The organism is Streptomyces chattanoogensis (genome assembly GCF_001294335.1).
Classification (GTDB): domain Bacteria; phylum Actinomycetota; class Actinomycetes; order Streptomycetales; family Streptomycetaceae; genus Streptomyces; species Streptomyces chattanoogensis.
In genome coordinates, this window is sequence record NZ_LGKG01000140.1 from 1 (window position 1) to 16,508 (window position 16,508).

The window sequence follows — 16,508 nt, forward strand, 5'->3', positions numbered from 1 at the left end:
TGACCGTCCGGCTTTCGCTTTTCGGTCTTTCCGACTTTAGCAGATCCGGGCCTCGCCGTTTCCGGTCGAATTTCGGTTCCGATTTCCCGTCGGAGGGGGCGCCTTTCGGCTTGTCCGACTTTAACAGAATGTTTTGGGTCGGAATTCCGCTACCGCGGGGGAGGCATGTCCGTACGCGCTGGCGTGCAGGGCTTCCCGTTCGGGCGGAGCCGTAAACCTACTGGAGCGGGGCGCCCGGATGCAAATCCGGGTGCCCCGCTCCGACTTGAGGACCTTCGTACGACTTCGTACGGCCTCGGGCGTCAGACCTCGACGACCACGGGGAGGATCATCGGGCGCCGACGGTAGTTGTCGGACACCCACTTGCCGACCGAGCGGCGGATCAGCTGCTGGAGCTGGTGGGGCTCGGTGATGCCGTCCTGGGCCGACTTGGCCAGGGCCTCCTCGATCTTCGGGATGACCCCCTGGAAGGCCGTGTCGTCGATGCCGGAACCGCGGGCGTGCACGTCCGGACCGCCGGTGACCTTGCCGGTGCTGCTGTCCACGACCACGAAGACCGAGATGATGCCTTCGTCGCCGAGGATGCGGCGGTCCTTGAGGTGGGTTTCGGTGACATCGCCGACCGAGAGGCCGTCGACGTAGACATAGCCCGCCTGGACCTTGCCGGCGATCTTTGCGACGCCATCGACGAGATCGACCGCGACGCCGTCCTCGGCGATGACGATGCGGTCCTTCGGTACGCCGGTCAGGGCTCCCAGTTCGGCGTTGGCGCGCAGATGGCGCCATTCGCCGTGCACCGGCATCAGGTTTCTGGGCTTGCAGATGTTGTAGAAGTATAGGAGTTCGCCGGCCGACGCATGGCCGGAGACATGCACCTTGGCGTTGCCCTTGTGGACGACGTTGGCGCCCCAGCGGGTCAGGCCGTTGATCACGCGGTAGACCGCGTTCTCGTTGCCCGGGATGAGGGAGGACGCCAGGATCACGGTGTCGCCCTGGACGATGCGGATCTGGTGGTCCCGGTTGGCCATACGGGAGAGCGCGGCCATCGGCTCGCCCTGGGAGCCGGTGCAGACCAGGACGACCTCGTCGTCGGGGAGGTCGTCGAGGGTCTTGACGTCGACGACCAGGCCCGCCGGGACATTGAGGTAACCCAGGTCGCGGGCGATGCCCATGTTGCGGACCATCGAACGGCCGACGAAGGCGACCCGGCGGCCGTATTCGTGGGCGGCGTCGAGGATCTGCTGGATGCGGTGCACATGGCTGGCGAAGCTGGCCACGATGATGCGCTTCTGGGCGTTGGCGAACACCTGGCGCAGCACGTTCGAGATGTCGCGCTCGGGCGGGACGAAGCCCGGGACCTCGGCGTTCGTGGAGTCGGAGAGGAGAAGGTCGATGCCTTCCTCGCCGAGCTTGGCGAAGGCGGGGAGGTCGGTGAGGCGGCGGTCCAGCGGGAGCTGGTCCATCTTGAAGTCGCCGGTGTGGACGATCATGCCCGCCGGAGTGCGGATGGCCACTGCCAGGGCGTCCGGGATGGAGTGGTTGACGGCCACGAACTGGCAGTCGAAGGGCCCCAGGCGCTCGCGGTCGCCCTCGGCGACCTCCAGCGTGTAGGGACGGATGCGGTGCTCCTGGAGCTTGGCCTCGATCAGGGCGAGGGTCAGCTTGGAGCCGATCAGGGGGATGTCCGGCTTCTCGCGCAGGAGATAGGGGACACCGCCGATGTGGTCCTCGTGGCCGTGCGTGAGCACGATGCCGTCGATGTCGTCGAGGCGGTCCCGGATGGACGAGAAGTCCGGCAGGATCAGGTCGATTCCGGGCTGCTCCTCCTCGGGGAAAAGCACTCCGCAGTCGACGATCAGCAGCCGGCCGCCGTACTCGAAGACCGTCATGTTGCGGCCGATCTCACCCAGGCCGCCGAGGGGGGTGACGCGCAGGCCGCCCTTGGGAAGCTTCGGCGGGGCGCCGAGCTCGGGATGCGGATGACTCAAAAGACTCTCCTCACCACACGCGCCACGCTGCCGTCGAGGCACGTGGCGCGCATGACATTCGTGCACTTGCTATGTGGCGGTTGTTGGTCGGTATGCAGTTGTGCGGTGTTCAGTTGTGAAGTCTGTGATCAGAGTTGTACCCCGCCGGCGGCAAGGTCGCGCTTGAGCTGTTCGGTCTCCTCGGGGGAGAGCTCGACCAGCGGCAGGCGCAGCGGCCCTGCGGGCAGGTCCTGAATGCCGAGGGCGGCCTTGGTGGTGATCACGCCCTGGGTGCGGAACATGCCGGTGAAGACGGGCAGCAGCTTCTGATGGATCTCGGTGGCCTTGGTGACGTCGCCGTTGATGTGGGCGTCCAGGAGGGCGCGCAGCTCGGGCGTCACGAGGTGGCTGACGACGGAGACGAAGCCCACGGCGCCGACCGAGAGCAGCGGGAGGTTGAGCATGTCGTCGCCGCTGTACCAGGCGAGACCGGAGCGGGCGATGGCCCAGCTGGCGCGGCCCAGGTCGCCCTTGGCGTCCTTGTTGGCGACGATCCGGGGGTGCTCGGCGAGCCGGACGAGGGTCTCGGTGTTGATCGGGACGCCGCTGCGGCCGGGGATGTCGTAGAGCATGACCGGCAGGTCGGTGGCGTCCGCGATGGCGGTGAAGTGACGCAGCAGGCCCTCCTGCGGGGGCTTGCTGTAGTACGGCGTCACCGCGAGCAGGCCGTGGGCGCCGGCGTCCTGGGCGGCGCGGGCGAGCTCGAGGCTGTGCCGGGTGTCGTTGGTACCGACTCCGGCCAGGACAAAGGCGCGGTCTCCGACGGCATCGACCACGGCGCGTACGAGCTGGGCTTTCTCGGCATCGCTGGTGGTCGGGGACTCACCGGTGGTGCCGCTGACGACGAGGCCGTCGTTGCCGGCGTCCACCAGATGGGCGGCGAGCCGCTGGGCGCCATCGAGGTCGAGTGCGCCATCCGCCGTGAACGGCGTGACCATGGCGGTCAGCACCCGCCCGAAGGGGGTCTGCGGTGTGGAAGTCGGAGCCATGGGTCCCACGCTACTCGTAGCGCACCTCGGGATGCGCGCCTGGGGAGCAGGGATGTGGACTCCGGCACTGCCTGCTCGGGGGTTCAAGCAGTGCCGGGTCCGTTTGTTCAGAGTAGATGAACTTCTCAAAGTGCCGCAATCCGGACACTTCAGGCATCCACTCCCCTGCCTGCGGCGCCCCGCCCGCCGCCTGGTGCTTTACGGCGCAATGCGGCCGTTCGCATTGAATGCGCCGTGGGTGAGCGGCATGAGTTCGGCCCAGTGGGCCTCCATCTGCTCGCCGACCATCTCGATCTCGCGCTGGGGGAAGGAGGGCACCTTCGCCTGCTCGTGCTGGGTGCGCAGGCCGAGGAAGTGCATCAGCGAGCGGGCGTTGCACGTCGCGTACATCGAGGAGAACAGGCCGACGGGGAGGACGGCGCGGGCCACCTCACGGGCGACGCCGGCGGCGAGCATCTCCTGGTAGGCCTCGTAGGCCTGGCGGTAGGTGTCCTCCATGACGCGGGTGGTGAGCTCGTGCTGCGCCGGGGTGCCCTCGACGAACTCGTACTTGCCGGGGCGGCCCTGCTGGACCAGCTTGCGGGACTCGCCGGGAACGTAGAAGACCGGCTCCAGCTGCCGGTAGCGGCCGGACTCCTCGTTGTACGACCAGCCGACGCGGTGCCGCATGAACTCGCGGAAGACGAAGATCGGCGCGCTGATGAAGAACGTCATGGAGTTGTGCTCGAAGGGGCTGCCGTGGCGGTCCCGCATGAGGAAGTTGATCAGGCCCTTGGAACGCTCGGGGTCCTTCTGGAGCTCCTCCAGGGACTGCTCGCCGGCCGTGGAGACGCGGGCGGCCCAGAGCACGTCACTGTCGGCCGCGCTGTGCTTGACCAGCTCGACCGTCACCTCGCTCCGGAAGCTGGCGGCTGCGCCGTCAGGGCTCTCAGTGCTCTCGGCGGGGGTGTGGGACACCGGCGGTTCCTTCCAATCGATCCTCGTGCGGCGCCCAGCCTACGGCCCGCCACCGACAGGCCGGGAAAGCTCCGGAACCGACTCCTGATACCTCGTTAGCCGCAAAACGGACCCCGCGTGCCCAGGAGTGGGCCGGCGCTTGATATTTTTCACAGAAGACGCTGAAAACGGGCACCAAACGGACGACAAAGACGTCTACCCCTGTGACAGTGCCCACTTCGAGGTTCCTAGGAGAGCCCGCTCATGTTCCGCCGGCGAGAGCCCGTCCCGTTCGCCTTCGTTGCCGAGGCAGACCGGTTCCGCAGCAATGTCACTCCCCCGCCGCGCCAGCGCGCCTCACGGACGCAGCTTCTCGGCCATTCCCTGATCACCCTGACCGTCGTGGGCGGCCTGGCCGGTGCCCTGCTGTTCGGCATTCCGTCGCTGCAGCAGGACAGCTCCGGCCCCAGCCGGGTCCATCACTCCGAGGCGGCGCACCGCTGACCGTGCGGGCGGCGGAGCGGCACCGGGTGGTTCCGCTCCGCGGGGCCCGATAGCCTCACCGGTCACAGCATCCGTATGCGTGTCCATGAGTGAGGTTCTGCCGTGCCCCTGCCCTTCCTGACGGCCGACCGCGACCTCGACGGCGGTGGCCGTACGGCGGACCGGGCCGCACTCCCGCATACCGGGCCCGACCGCTGGCGCCGTCCCTACCGCCCCGGACCGTGGCGAGTGGGGACGGCGGCGGTGTTTTTGCTGCTCGCCTCGTTCGTCCTGCTGTCGGCGATGATCATCGGGCTGGCCGGTTCGCTCACCGGCGCCGTGATCTGTGGGGTGGTCGCGGCGCTGCTGATCGCCTTCGCCCTGCGCCTGTTGCGCGCGGGGGTGTGGGTGAGCGCGAGCGGTCTGCGGCAGGTAGGACTGCTGCGTACGACGACCGATCCGTGGAGCGCCGTCGCCATGGTCCGTACGGTGCAGCAGCCGGTGCGCTGGCTGGGGCTGCCGCGTACGGTGCAGGGCCAGGCCGTGATCGTCCACCGGGTGCCGGCCGAAGAGCCCCGGGTCCTCATCACGGACCGCAACAGTGACTTCCAGTCCCGCGCCGATGCCTTCGAGCGGGCGGCGGATGTGCTGGAGGCATGGGCGGCGGAGTACCGCTCCTAGCGCGGCCACGCGGCCACGCAGCCGCCCCGGCCGGACGGCCGCCCCGCACCCCCGAGCCCGTACGGATTCAGCTCCGTACGGGCTTCTTGTCGTGCAGGGCGATGGCGTGCTGCATCGCCTTGCGGGCGCGTGGGGTGTCGCGGGCGTCGTGGTAGGCGACCGCGAGGCGGAACCAGGTGCGCCAGTCGCCGGGGGCCTCCTCCGTTTCGGCCTGCCGCCTGGCGAAGACCTCGTCGGCCGAGTCGCGGTCGATCCGGCCGCCGGGGGTGCGCCGCAGCTCGTCGACCGGCAGCCCGCCCTCGGCCTCCAGCTCGCGCGCAAGGATGCCGGCCCTGCGCGCGAACCGGGTGGTGTGCCAGAGGAACCACAGGCCGATGAACGGCAGGATCAGGACGGCGGCGCCGAAGGCGACGGTGACCGCGGTGCCCTGCTCGATGAGCAGGACGCCGCGGCTGCCGACCAAAACGAAATAGACGACGAGAACGGCCGCGAGGACGAAGTAGGTGATCTTTGCGCGCACGGTGGGGTTGCCCGTCAGCCCAGGTCGAGGAAGTTTTCCAGGCCCACTGTCAGGCCCGGGGTGGTCACCACACGGCGCGCACCGAGCAGGATGCCCGGCATGAAGCTGCTGTGGTGGAGGGAGTCGTGGCGGATGGTGAGGGTTTCCCCCTCGCCGCCGAGGAGGACCTCCTGGTGGGCCAGCAGGCCCCGCAGCCGTACGGAGTGGACGGGGATGCCGTCGACGTCCGCGCCGCGGGCACCGTCCAGGGCCGTGGTGGTGGCGTCCGGCTGCGGGGCGCTGCCCGCCTTCTTGCGGGCGGCGGCGATCAGCTGGGCCGTACGGGCCGCCGTACCGGACGGGGCGTCCGCCTTGTTCGGGTGGTGCAGCTCGATGACCTCGACGGACTCGAAGAAGCGGGCCGCCTGCTGGGCGAACTGCATGGTGAGCACCGCGCCGATGGAGAAGTTGGGTGCGATGAGCACGCCGACCTCCGGGGAGGCGGCGAGCGAGGTGCGCAGCTGCGCGAGGCGGTCGTCGGTCCAGCCGGTCGTCCCGACGACGGCGTGGATGCCGTGCCGGACGCAGAAGTCGAGGTTGCCCATCACGGCGCCCGGGGTGGTCAGCTCGACAACCACCTGGGCCTCGGCCTCGACCAGGGTCTCCAGCTTGTCGCCCCGGCCCAGGGCCGCGACCAGCTCCATGTCCTCGGCGGCCTCGACGGCCCGTACGGCCTCCGACCCGATGCGGCCCTTGGCACCCAGGACGGCCACGCGCAGCTTGCTCATCGTTTCCAGCTCTCTCTCGTGATACGGCGCTCTACGGGGTACGGCGGCTAGGCGACGGCGGCGTCGAGTCGGGCCGCCTGCCGGTCGTTCAGCGGGCCGATGACGGACAGCGAGGGGCGGGCGCCCAGGACCTCGCGGGCCACCTCGCGGACCTCGTCGGGAGTGACGGCGGCTATCCGGGCGAGCATCTCGTCGACCGACATCTGCTCTCCCCAGCACAGCTCACTTTTGCCGAGGCGGTGCATCAGCGCGCCGGTGTCCTCCAGGCCGAGGACGGTGGAGCCGCGGAGCTGGCCGATCGCGCGGCGGATCTCGTCGTCGGTGAGGCCGTCGGCGGCCACCTGGGCGAGTTCGTCGCGGCAGATCTTGAGGACGTCGTGCACCTGGTTGGGGCGGCAGCCCGCGTAGACGCCGAACAGCCCGCAGTCGGCGAAGCCGGAGGTGTATGAGTACACGCTGTAGGCCAGGCCGCGCTTCTCGCGGACCTCCTGGAAGAGGCGGGAGGACATGCCGCCGCCGAGGGCGGTGTTCAGGACGCCCATGGCCCAGCGGCGGTCGTCCGTCCGGGACATCCCGGGCACGCCGAGGATGACATGCGCCTGCTCGGTCTTGCGGCCGAGGTGTTCGACGCGGCCGGCGGTGCGCAGGGCGCGGCTGCCGGAGCGCGGGCCGATCGGGGTGGCGTCCGTACGGCCGAGGGCCCCGGCCCGCTCGAAGGCGCGGCGGACGAGGCGGACGACCTTGGCGTGGTCGATGTTGCCCGCGGCGGTGACCACGAGGTGGGTGGGGTCGTAGTGCTTCTTGTAGAAGCGGCGGATGCGCTCGGGGGTGAGGGCGTTGACGGTGTCGACGGTGCCCAGGACCGGGCGGCCGAGGGGGGTGTCGCCGAGCATGGTGTGCGCGAACAGGTCGTGCACACAGTCGCCCGGGTCGTCCTCGGTCATCGCGATCTCCTCGAGGATGACGCCGCGCTCGGCGTCCACGTCCTCGGCCTCGATCAGCGAGCCGGTGAGCATGTCGCACACCACGTCGATGGCGAGCGGCAGGTCGGCGTCGAGCACCCGCGCGTAGTAGCAGGTGTATTCCTTCGCGGTGAAGGCGTTCATCTCGCCGCCGACGGCGTCGATGGCGGCGGAGATGTCGAGTGCGCTGCGCTGTTCGGTGCCCTTGAAGAGCAGGTGCTCGAGGTAGTGCGTGGCGCCGTTGAGCGTCGGGGTCTCGTCGCGGGAGCCGACGTGGGCCCAGATGCCGAAGGTGACCGAGCGGACCGAGGGCAGCGTCTCGGTGACGATCCGCAGACCGCCGGGCAGGGTGGTCCGGCGGACCGTGCCGGCGCCCGCGGCGCCCTTGAGAAGCGTTTGGGTACGGGCGACGGCCCGCCCCTCCGAAGAGGTGCGGGCCGTCGCCTGCGAGCTACGGGACGTCACTTGTCGGCGTCGTCCTTCTTGTCGGCGTCGTCTTCACCCTCGATGACGGGGATCAGCGACAGCTTGCCGCGCTGGTCGATCTCGGCGATCTCGACCTGGACCTTGGCGCCCACCGCGAGCACGTCCTCGACGTTCTCCACGCGCTTGCCGCCGGCCAGCTTGCGGATCTGCGAGATGTGCAGCAGGCCGTCCTTGCCCGGGAGCAGGGAGACGAACGCACCGAAGGTGGTGGTCTTGACGACCGTGCCCAGGTAGCGCTCGCCGACCTCCGGCATGGTCGGGTTGGCGATGCCGTTGATCGTGGCGCGGGCGGCCTCGGCGGCCGGACCGTCGGCGGCACCGATGTAGATGGTGCCGTCGTCCTCGATCGTGATGTCGGCGCCGGTGTCCTCCTGGATCTGGTTGATCATCTTGCCCTTGGGGCCGATGACCTCACCGATCTTGTCCACCGGGATCTTGACGGTGATGATCCGCGGCGCGTTCGGGGACATCTCGTCCGGAACGTCGATCGCCTCGTTCATCACGTCCAGGATGTGCATCCGGGCGTCGCGGGCCTGCTTGAGGGCCGCGGCCAGGACGGAGGCCGGGATGCCGTCCAGCTTGGTGTCCAGCTGGAGGGCGGTCACGAAGGTCTTCGTGCCGGCGACCTTGAAGTCCATGTCACCGAACGCGTCCTCCGCACCGAGGATGTCGGTGAGGGTGACGTAGTGGGTCTCGCCGTCGATCTCCTGGGAGATCAGGCCCATGGCGATACCCGCGACCGGGGCCTTGAGCGGCACACCGGCGTTGAACAGCGACATGGTCGAGGCGCAGACCGAGCCCATGGACGTGGATCCGTTGGAGCCGAGGGCCTCGGAGACCTGACGGATCGCGTACGGGAACTCCTCGCGGGTCGGCAGCACCGGCACAATGGCGCGCTCGGCCAGCGCGCCGTGGCCGATCTCGCGGCGCTTGGGCGAGCCCACGCGGCCGGTCTCACCGACGGAGTAGGGCGGGAAGTTGTAGTTGTGCATGTAGCGCTTGCGGGTCACCGGGGAAAGGGTGTCCAGCTGCTGCTCCATGCGGAGCATGTTGAGGGTGGTGACGCCCAGGATCTGGGTCTCGCCACGCTCGAACAGGGCGGAGCCGTGCACCCGCGGGATCGCCTCGACCTCGGCGGCGAGCGTACGGATGTCCGTGAGGCCGCGGCCGTCGATGCGGACCTTGTCCTTGATGACGCGCTCGCGCACCAGGGACTTGGTCAGCGACCGGTAGGCGGCGGAGATCTCCTTCTCGCGGCCCTCGAACTCCGGCAGCAGCTTCTCGGCGGCCAGGCCCTTGACGCGGTCCAGCTCGGCCTCGCGGTCCTGCTTGCCGGCGATGGTCAGCGCCTGGGTGAGCTCGTCCTTGACGGCCTTGGTCAGCGCCTCCAGGACGTCGTCCTGGTAGTCGAGGAAGACCGGGAACTCGCCGGTCGGCTTCGCGGCCTTGGCGGCGAGGTCCGACTGGGCCTTGCACAGGACCTTGATGAAGGGCTTCGCGGCCTCGAGACCGGCGGCGACGACCTCCTCGGTGGGAGCCTCGGCACCGTCCTTGACCAGCTGGATGGTCTTCTCGGTGGCCTCGGCCTCGACCATCATGATCGCGACGTCGCCGTCGGGGAGGACCCGGCCGGCCACGACCATGTCGAAGACGGCGTCCTCGAGCTCGGTGTGCGTCGGGAACGCCACCCACTGGCCCTTGATCAGGGCGACGCGGGTGCCGCCGATGGGACCGGAGAAGGGCAGGCCGGCCAGCTGCGTGGAGCAGGAGGCGGCGTTGATGGCGACCACGTCGTAGAGGTGGTCGGGGTTGAGCGCCATGATCGTCTCAACGATCTGGATCTCGTTGCGCAGGCCCTTCTTGAAGGACGGGCGCAGCGGCCGGTCGATCAGCCGGCAGGTGAGGACGGCGTCCTCGGAGGGACGGCCCTCACGGCGGAAGAAGGAGCCGGGGATCTTCCCGGCTGCGTACATCCGCTCCTCGACGTCGACGGTCAGCGGGAAGAAGTCCAGCTGGTCCTTGGGCGTCTTGGAAGCGGAGGTGGCCGACAGCACCATGGTGTCGTCGTCCAGGTACGCCACGGCGGAACCGGCGGCCTGCTTGGCCAGGCGGCCCGTCTCGAAGCGGATGGTACGGGTGCCGAACGAACCGTTGTCGATCACGGCCTCGGCGTAGTGGGTCTCGTTCTCCACTAGGAATATCTCCTCGTCTGCGTCCGCTGCCCGTGTGGCAGCGGACCTTCTGCGGTGGAGCGCCGTACGGGCCGGTCTTCGATCGAAGCTCCCGGAGATCTCCGGGGGCCACTACCGAGGACCGGCGGCCAGGTGGCGCTCCCCTGCGTTCGCTTTTGCGATATGGCACCAGACTACAAACCTTCCGTCCACCGCGTAGTGGCGAAAGGGTCCGGCACGTATGGCAAAGGGAGCGGCCCCCGGGTGGGAACCGCTCCCTCTACGGCGTCCTACTTGGCGCCCGCCGCACCACGGCGGATGCCGAGGCGCTCGACCAGCGCACGGAAGCGCGTGATGTCCTTCTTGGCCAGGTACTGCAGCAGGCGGCGGCGCTGGCCGACCAGCAGCAGCAGACCACGGCGGGAGTGGTGGTCGTGCTTGTGGGTCTTCAGGTGCTCGGTCAGGTCCGAGATGCGGCGGGAGAGCATCGCAACCTGGACCTCGGGGGAACCGGTGTCACCCTCCTTGGTGGCGAACTCGGCCATGATCTGCTTCTTCGTTGCGGCGTCGAGCGACACGCGGACTCCTTAAGGATCTGGTCCTTGAGCGCCCCTGGTTTGCTTCACAGGGAATCTTGGATGACTCGAGCGGACCGTCACACAGCGTACCAGCAACAGAACGGCCCCCCGACCGGGTGGTCGGGGGGCCGCCGCAGGACCGTGGCCGGCCGCTAGCTGCCGGTGAGGCCGCGCACCGTGGCGTACACGTCGAGCACCGCGAGGCACAGCGGGACCAGGGACAGCAGGACCAGACCGTCGAAGATGTCGAAGATCCGGCCCCAGAAGGGGGTGACACCCTTGCGCGGGACGATCAGGCCGACGCCGACGAGGACGGCGGCGCCCACCGCGATGCTGGAGGAGAACCAGACGGTGTGGATGTTGAGCGGGCCGGAGTCGTTGAACCGGAGGAAGTCGGTGATGATGTCCGTCGGCGGGTGCAGCGCGATGCCCAGGATGAGCAGGACGATCGTCAGGATGCCGGCGATGGTGAGGCAGGCGACCTGCGCGGTGTAGTCGAAGAGCCGGGCGCGCAGCATGATCGTGATGCCGGCGGCCAGGGCCAGCAGCTGGGCCCACATGTTGTCGGAGAAGCCGAGGACGATACCGGCGGAGCCGACGACGAGGGCCGCGCAGCCGGCGACGAGGCCGAGGAGCAGCTCGTGGCCGCGCTTGGCCTGGTTGCCGATCTTGATGAAGTCGACCGACTCGGTCTCGCCGCGCTCGCCGTCGTAGCCCTTGGCGATCTGGTCGGGCGACTTGTAGCCGATGGGCAGCCGGGCGAAGCGGGCGGAGAGGCCGGGGAGCCAGGCGACCATCGCGATGGAGACGACGGCGGTGACGGCGGCGACCTCGCGGCCCTGGGCGTCGGTGAGGATCGCCGCGAAGACGGCCAGGGTGCCGATGGCGGACAGGAAGGCGGCGGCCACGAAGGGGGCGTCACCGCGCGGCAGCAGGACCACCAGCAGGATGGACGCGATCAGTACGGTCACACAGCCGACGAGGAGGTGGAGCCTGCCGGGCCCGTGGCCGGCCTCGACGGGGACGATGCCGGAGCCGGCGATCAGCAGATGGGGCAGGGACGCCAGGCCCAGGGCGATGGAGGAGCCGTGGTCGTCGTAGACCCTGGCGCGGACGCCGGACAGGGCGACCAGGACGATGCCGGTGACGCCGGCGATGATGCCGGGCAGGCGGTGCATATCGCGGTCGAGGGGGTTCGAGAACCACAGCGCGAACGCCATCATCGTGAGCAGCAGGACGCCGGCGGTGAGGCCGACGAAGTTCATCAGGTCGTCGCTCCAGCGGCTGCGGTTCTGCTTGACCGCAGAGGCGACGGCGTCGGAGACGTCGTCGAAGACCGGGAGGGGCAGCGACTCCGCGAACGGCTTCAGGAGAAGGAGGTCGCCGTCGAGGATCTGCTGCTGCGCGAGCGACTGTCCGGCGTCAAGTACCGTGCCGTCGCGGCGTACGAGGTGGTAGCCGGTCGGAGCGCCCTCGGCCTGGGACTGCCCGGAGAGCCGCAGGATCTCCGGATAAATGTCGACGAGTGCGACGTCCTCCGGCAGCGCCACGTCGATCCGTGCATCCGGCGCGGCCACTGTGACCCGGCAGAAGCCGGTGCCAGTGCTCGTGCTCACCTGGCGGTTCCCCCTATCCGTTGGGCGTTTTGTCGCGTCACGCGCCCTATATATAAAGCCGTCACTACGGGGCTGTGGCACGCTCGCGGTGCGTCAGCGTACCGTCCGTTCAGGGGGCTTACCCACCCACCCCTTGGCTTGACGCTTAACAGTAGGATCAACGCCTGCGTCGGGCCAAGCACTTGGCTCGGGGGACCGTCAGACCAACGGGGGCGGTCCGAGACTGCGAGATGCATGAAGGACTGATGCCTCGGTGAGCGTTGTCATCGTCAAGCGCCCGCCCCGCGCGCTTCCGCCCGAAGTCCCCTCGGAGGAGGTGACACTGGAGGCGCCCCCAGAGCTTCCCCGCGAAGGGGAGTCGGAGAACCTGCTGATGACCTTCATGCCCATGATGGGCATGGCGGGGTCGGCGGGCTTCCTCTTCATGGGCAACCAGCCGTTCATGAAGATCATGGGCGGCTTCATGGTGGCGTCCACCCTGGCAATGGCGATCATGCAGATCGTCAAGGCCCGCCAGGGTCCTTCCGGACAGATGGTGCAGGAGCGCCAGGACTACCTCAAGTACCTTGCGCAGAAGCGCAAGGAGGTGCGCCGGACCGCCCGTAAGCAGCGGGACGCCCAGCTCTACATCCACCCGGACCCGGCCCAGCTGTGGTCGGTGGTGGCCGAGGGCAAGCGGGTGTGGGAACGGCGGGCGACGGATCCGGACTTCGCGCAGGTACGTCTGGGGCTGGGGCCGCAGCAGCTGTCCACTCCCCTGAAGGCTCCGGAGACCGCTCCGGTCGACGAGCTGGAGCCGCTCACCGCGCATGCGATGAAGGAATTCCTGGACAAGCACGGACAGTTGGACGACCTGCCGCTGGCGGTCTCGCTGCGTGCCTTCTACCACCTGACCGTCTCGGGTGACCCCGACACGGTCTACGGCGCCTCGCGCGCCATCGTCGCCCAGCTGTGCACCCTGCACTCGCCCGAGGACCTGGTCGTGGCGGTTGTCACCGCGCCCGGTGCGGAGGCGGAGTGGGAGTGGACGAAGTGGCTGCCGCAGGTGCAGCACAAGAGCACGGACGGCGCGGGCACCCGCCGGATGGTCGTCGGCGACCTCGGTGAGATCGAGGAGCTGCTGGCGGACGAGCTGGACGGCCGCGGGCGCTTCAACCCGCAGGGCACTCCGGTGACCGACACCCCGCATGTGGTGGTCGTGCTGGACGGCGGCGACGTCCCGATGGACTCGGTGATCGCCGGGGCCGAGGGCCTGCAGGGTGTCACCATCCTGGAGGTCGTGCCGGGTGACCTGGACGAGATCCGCGGTGGTCTGGCCGTCCAGGTGTGGCCGGGCAAGCTGGTGCTGGAGTCGGCGAGCGGCGCGGTCTACCACGGCGTGTGCGACACCCTGTCGATCCCCGAGGCGGAGTCGCTGGCGCGCCAGCTGGCCCCGCTGCGGGCCGGTTCGGGTGCGGACGGCGAGGAACCGCTGCTGTCCAACCTGGACTTCACCGACCTGCTCAACATCGGCGACGCCGGTTCCGTCGACGTGTCGCGTACGTGGCGCCCCCGGACGCTGGCCGAACGGCTGCGCGTACCGCTCGGTATCGACCGCGACGGCCAGCCGGTCATGCTGGACATCAAGGAAGCCTCGCAGCAGGGCATGGGCCCGCACGGTCTGTGTGTCGGTGCGACCGGTTCCGGTAAGTCCGAGGTGCTGCGCACCCTGGTGCTGGCCCTCGCGGTCACGCACTCCTCCGAGACGTTGAACTTCATCCTCGCGGACTTCAAGGGTGGCGCCACCTTCACCGGTATGTCGGAGATGCCGCACGTCGCGGCCGTCATCACCAACCTCGGTGAGGACGTCACGCTGATCGACCGCATGCGGGACTCGATCACCGGTGAGCTCCAGCGCCGTCAGGAGCTCCTGCGCGCGGCGGGCAACTACGCCAACATCACCGACTACGAGAAGGCGCGCGCCGCGGGTGCCCCGCTCGAGCCGCTGCCGTCGCTGGTGATGATCATCGACGAGTTCTCCGAGCTGCTGGCCGCCAAGCCCGACTTCATCGAGATGTTCATCCAGATCGGCCGTATCGGCCGTTCGATGGGTGTGCACATGCTGCTCGCCTCGCAGCGTCTGGAAGAGGGCAAGCTGCGCGGTCTGGACACCTTCCTCTCCTACCGGCTGGGTCTGCGGACGTTCTCCGCCGCCGAGTCGCGGACCGCGATCGGTGTGCCGGACGCCTACCACCTGCCGAACGTCCCGGGTTCCGGCATCCTGAAGTACGACACCGAGACGATGGTCCAGTTCAAGGCCGCGTATGTCGGTGGTGTCTACCGCGGCCCGGGCGGCGGCGGACGTGGCGGCGCCGGTGGCGGGTCGACGCGGATGCCGGTGCCGTTCACCGCGGCCCCGGTCATCGAGCAGATCGTCGAGGAGCCTGTCGTCGTCGAGGCGGCGGAGCCGGAGGTGGACGACGCGCTGGCCGACACCGTGCTGGACGTCATCGTCCAGCGCATGGCAGGCCAGGGCCCGCCGGCCCACCAGGTGTGGCTGCCCCCGCTGGAGGAGCCGCCCACGGTCAACCAGCTGCTGCCGACGCTGGCCGTCACTCCCGAGCGGGGTGTCCACGCGCCGGAGTACACCGCGCTGGGCAAGCTCGTGGTGCCGGTCGCGCTGGTGGACAAGCCGTTCGAGCAGCGGCGTGACGTGATGTACCTGGACTTCTCCGCCGGTGCCGGTCACGGTCTGGTCGTGGGTGGTCCGCAGTCCGGCAAGTCGACGCTGATGCGGTCCGCCATCGCCGCGTTCGCGCTCACCCACACCCCGGCCGAGGTGCAGTTCTACTGCCTCGACTTCGGTGGCGGCGGCATGCTGACCATCGAGGACCTGCCGCACGTCGGCGGTGTCGCCTCGCGTCTGGACGCCGAGAAGGTGCGCCGTACGATCTCCGAGGTCGTCGGCATCCTCAACGAGCGTGAGGAGTTCTTCCGGGCCAACAACATCGACTCCATCTCGACCTACCGCCAGCGGCGGGCCGCGGGGACCTTCCCCGACCAGAAGTGGGGCGATGTCTTCCTGATCATCGACGGCTGGGGGACGTTCAAGACCGACTACGAGCAGATGGACCCGGTGATCCTCGACATCGCCGCCCGGGGTCTCGGTTTCGGTGTCCACCTGTTCATCTCCGCCGCGCGCTACACCGAGGTGCGGCCCGCGCTGCGCGACCAGCTCCTCAACCGCGTCGAGCTGCGTCTGGGCGACGCCATGGAGTCGGAGTTCGACCGCAAGCGCGCGGAGAACGTGCCGATGGGCAAGCCGGGCCGCGGTCTGTCGCCGGAGAAGCTGGACTTCCTGTCGGCGCTGCCGCGACTGGACGGGATGAGCGACCCGGAGACGATCAGCGACGGCATCGCCAACTTCGTCGCGACGGTCAAGGAGCACTGGCAGGGCGAGCCCGCCCCCAAGGTGCGGATGCTGCCGACGATGCTGCACGCCACCGAGCTGCCCAAGGGCAGCGACTACCCGGAGCACGGCATCGCGATCGGTGTCGACGAGGCGACGCTGTCGCCGGCGTTCATCGACTTCGAGACCGACCCGCTGCTGGTCATCTACGGCGAGAGCGAGTCCGGCAAGTCGGCGCTGCTGCGTCTGATCGCCAAGCAGCTCGCCGAGCGGTATCCCTCCGACAAGGCGCTCATGGTGGTCTCCGACTTCCGGCGTGCGCACCTCGGGGAGATTCCGGAGAGCCACCTGTACAAGTACTGCGCCGCCGGGCCGCAGCTGCAGGAGGTCATCACCGGTCTGGCCGGTTCGCTGGGCCGCCGTATGCCGGGGCCGGACGTCACGCCGGAGCAGCTGCGCAACCGCAGCTGGTACGACCTGCCGGACGCGTTCGTGATCGTGGACGACTACGACCTGGTGGCGACCAGCAGCGGCAACCCGCTGCAGCCGCTGCTGGAGTATCTGCCGTTCGCCCGTGACCTGGGTCTGCGCCTGATCATCGCGCGCAGCTCCTCGGGTGCCGGCCGGTCCTCGTTCGAGCCCGTGATGCAGCGCACCAAGGAGCTCGGTGCGCAGGGTCTGATCCTGTCCGCCGACCCGGCCGAGGGTCCGCTGATGGGCAACATCAAGGGCACGCAGATGACGCCGGGCCGCGCGACGTTCATCACGCGCAAGCACGGTGCACAGCTGGTCCAGACGGGCTGGCTGCCGCCGAACAGCTAGTCGGTCGGCGGTTGCACGGAGAACGGCGGTGGGGCGTCCCTCTTGGAGGGGCGCCCCACCGCCGTTTCTGCCGTGGCCCGCG

Annotated in this window: 12 protein-coding genes; 3 read left to right on the plus strand and 9 right to left on the minus strand. The window is 69.1% G+C overall.

The window, feature by feature from the left end; all coding sequences use genetic code 11:
• Positions 1 to 302: 302 nt before the first annotated feature.
• From ADL29_RS19345 to thyX, 3 genes are all read right to left on the minus strand, one after another.
• Entirely contained in the window at positions 303 to 1,988 is a 1,686-nt protein-coding gene (locus ADL29_RS19345) for a ribonuclease J (RefSeq protein ID WP_053924913.1), read from the minus strand.
• A 128-nt stretch (positions 1,989 to 2,116) separates the two neighbouring features.
• Positions 2,117 to 3,016, minus strand: coding sequence for a 4-hydroxy-tetrahydrodipicolinate synthase (dapA, locus tag ADL29_RS19350; RefSeq protein WP_053924914.1), 900 nt, complete (start codon positions 3,014 to 3,016; stop codon positions 2,117 to 2,119).
• 198 nt (positions 3,017 to 3,214) lie between these two features.
• Entirely contained in the window at positions 3,215 to 3,973 is a 759-nt protein-coding gene (gene thyX, locus ADL29_RS19355) for an FAD-dependent thymidylate synthase (protein WP_046925701.1), read from the minus strand.
• Between the two features lie 243 nt (positions 3,974 to 4,216).
• Here thyX and ADL29_RS19360 point away from each other — a divergent pair, with 243 nt between their 5' ends.
• Together ADL29_RS19360 and ADL29_RS19365 are read left to right on the plus strand one after the other, a co-directional pair.
• Positions 4,217 to 4,456 carry a hypothetical protein gene (locus tag ADL29_RS19360; RefSeq protein WP_053924915.1) on the plus strand — a complete coding sequence of 80 codons (240 nt, stop codon included), beginning with the start codon at positions 4,217 to 4,219 and terminating at the stop codon, positions 4,454 to 4,456.
• 102 nt (positions 4,457 to 4,558) lie between these two features.
• Positions 4,559 to 5,116, plus strand: coding sequence for a hypothetical protein (locus tag ADL29_RS19365; RefSeq protein ID WP_053924916.1), 558 nt, complete (start codon positions 4,559 to 4,561; stop codon positions 5,114 to 5,116).
• A gap of 67 nt (positions 5,117 to 5,183) precedes the next feature.
• Here ADL29_RS19365 and ADL29_RS19370 read toward each other — a convergent pair whose 3' ends face one another.
• The 6 genes from ADL29_RS19370 to eccD form a co-directional block, all read right to left on the minus strand.
• Positions 5,184 to 5,636, minus strand: a complete 453-nt coding sequence (locus tag ADL29_RS19370; RefSeq protein WP_046925704.1) for a tetratricopeptide repeat protein — start codon at positions 5,634 to 5,636, stop codon at positions 5,184 to 5,186.
• A 14-nt stretch (positions 5,637 to 5,650) separates the two neighbouring features.
• Positions 5,651 to 6,403, minus strand: a complete 753-nt coding sequence (gene dapB, locus ADL29_RS19375) for a 4-hydroxy-tetrahydrodipicolinate reductase (RefSeq protein WP_046925705.1) — start codon at positions 6,401 to 6,403, stop codon at positions 5,651 to 5,653.
• Between the two features lie 47 nt (positions 6,404 to 6,450).
• Entirely contained in the window at positions 6,451 to 7,830 is a 1,380-nt protein-coding gene (locus ADL29_RS19380) for a M16 family metallopeptidase (RefSeq protein WP_053924917.1), read from the minus strand.
• The gene (locus ADL29_RS19385; RefSeq protein ID WP_053924918.1) at positions 7,827 to 10,043 is read right to left on the minus strand and encodes a polyribonucleotide nucleotidyltransferase; all 2,217 of its coding nucleotides are present in this window, start codon (positions 10,041 to 10,043) and stop codon (positions 7,827 to 7,829) included. Before ADL29_RS19385 ends, ADL29_RS19380 begins: the two co-directional genes overlap by 4 nt.
• A gap of 269 nt (positions 10,044 to 10,312) precedes the next feature.
• The gene (gene rpsO, locus ADL29_RS19390) at positions 10,313 to 10,600 is read right to left on the minus strand and encodes a 30S ribosomal protein S15 (protein WP_006602744.1); all 288 of its coding nucleotides are present in this window, start codon (positions 10,598 to 10,600) and stop codon (positions 10,313 to 10,315) included.
• Between the two features lie 152 nt (positions 10,601 to 10,752).
• A complete protein-coding gene (gene eccD / locus ADL29_RS19395; protein WP_053924919.1) occupies positions 10,753 to 12,216 on the minus strand; it encodes a type VII secretion integral membrane protein EccD in 1,464 nt (487 codons plus the stop codon).
• Between the two features lie 253 nt (positions 12,217 to 12,469).
• Between eccD and eccCa the strand changes: the two genes are divergently transcribed.
• Entirely contained in the window at positions 12,470 to 16,426 is a 3,957-nt protein-coding gene (eccCa, locus tag ADL29_RS19400) for a type VII secretion protein EccCa (protein ID WP_053924920.1), read from the plus strand.
• Positions 16,427 to 16,508: the final 82 nt, after the last annotated feature.

Excerpts from the sequence above, each read along its gene's own strand:
- ADL29_RS19360 (WP_053924915.1), top strand. The coding sequence starts at position 4,217 with ATGTTCCGCCGGCGAGAGCCCGTCCCGTTCGCCTTCGTTGCCGAGGCA.
- dapB (WP_046925705.1), bottom strand. The coding sequence starts at position 6,403 with ATGAGCAAGCTGCGCGTGGCCGTCCTGGGTGCCAAGGGCCGCATCGGG.
- dapA (WP_053924914.1), bottom strand. The coding sequence starts at position 3,016 with ATGGCTCCGACTTCCACACCGCAGACCCCCTTCGGGCGGGTGCTGACC.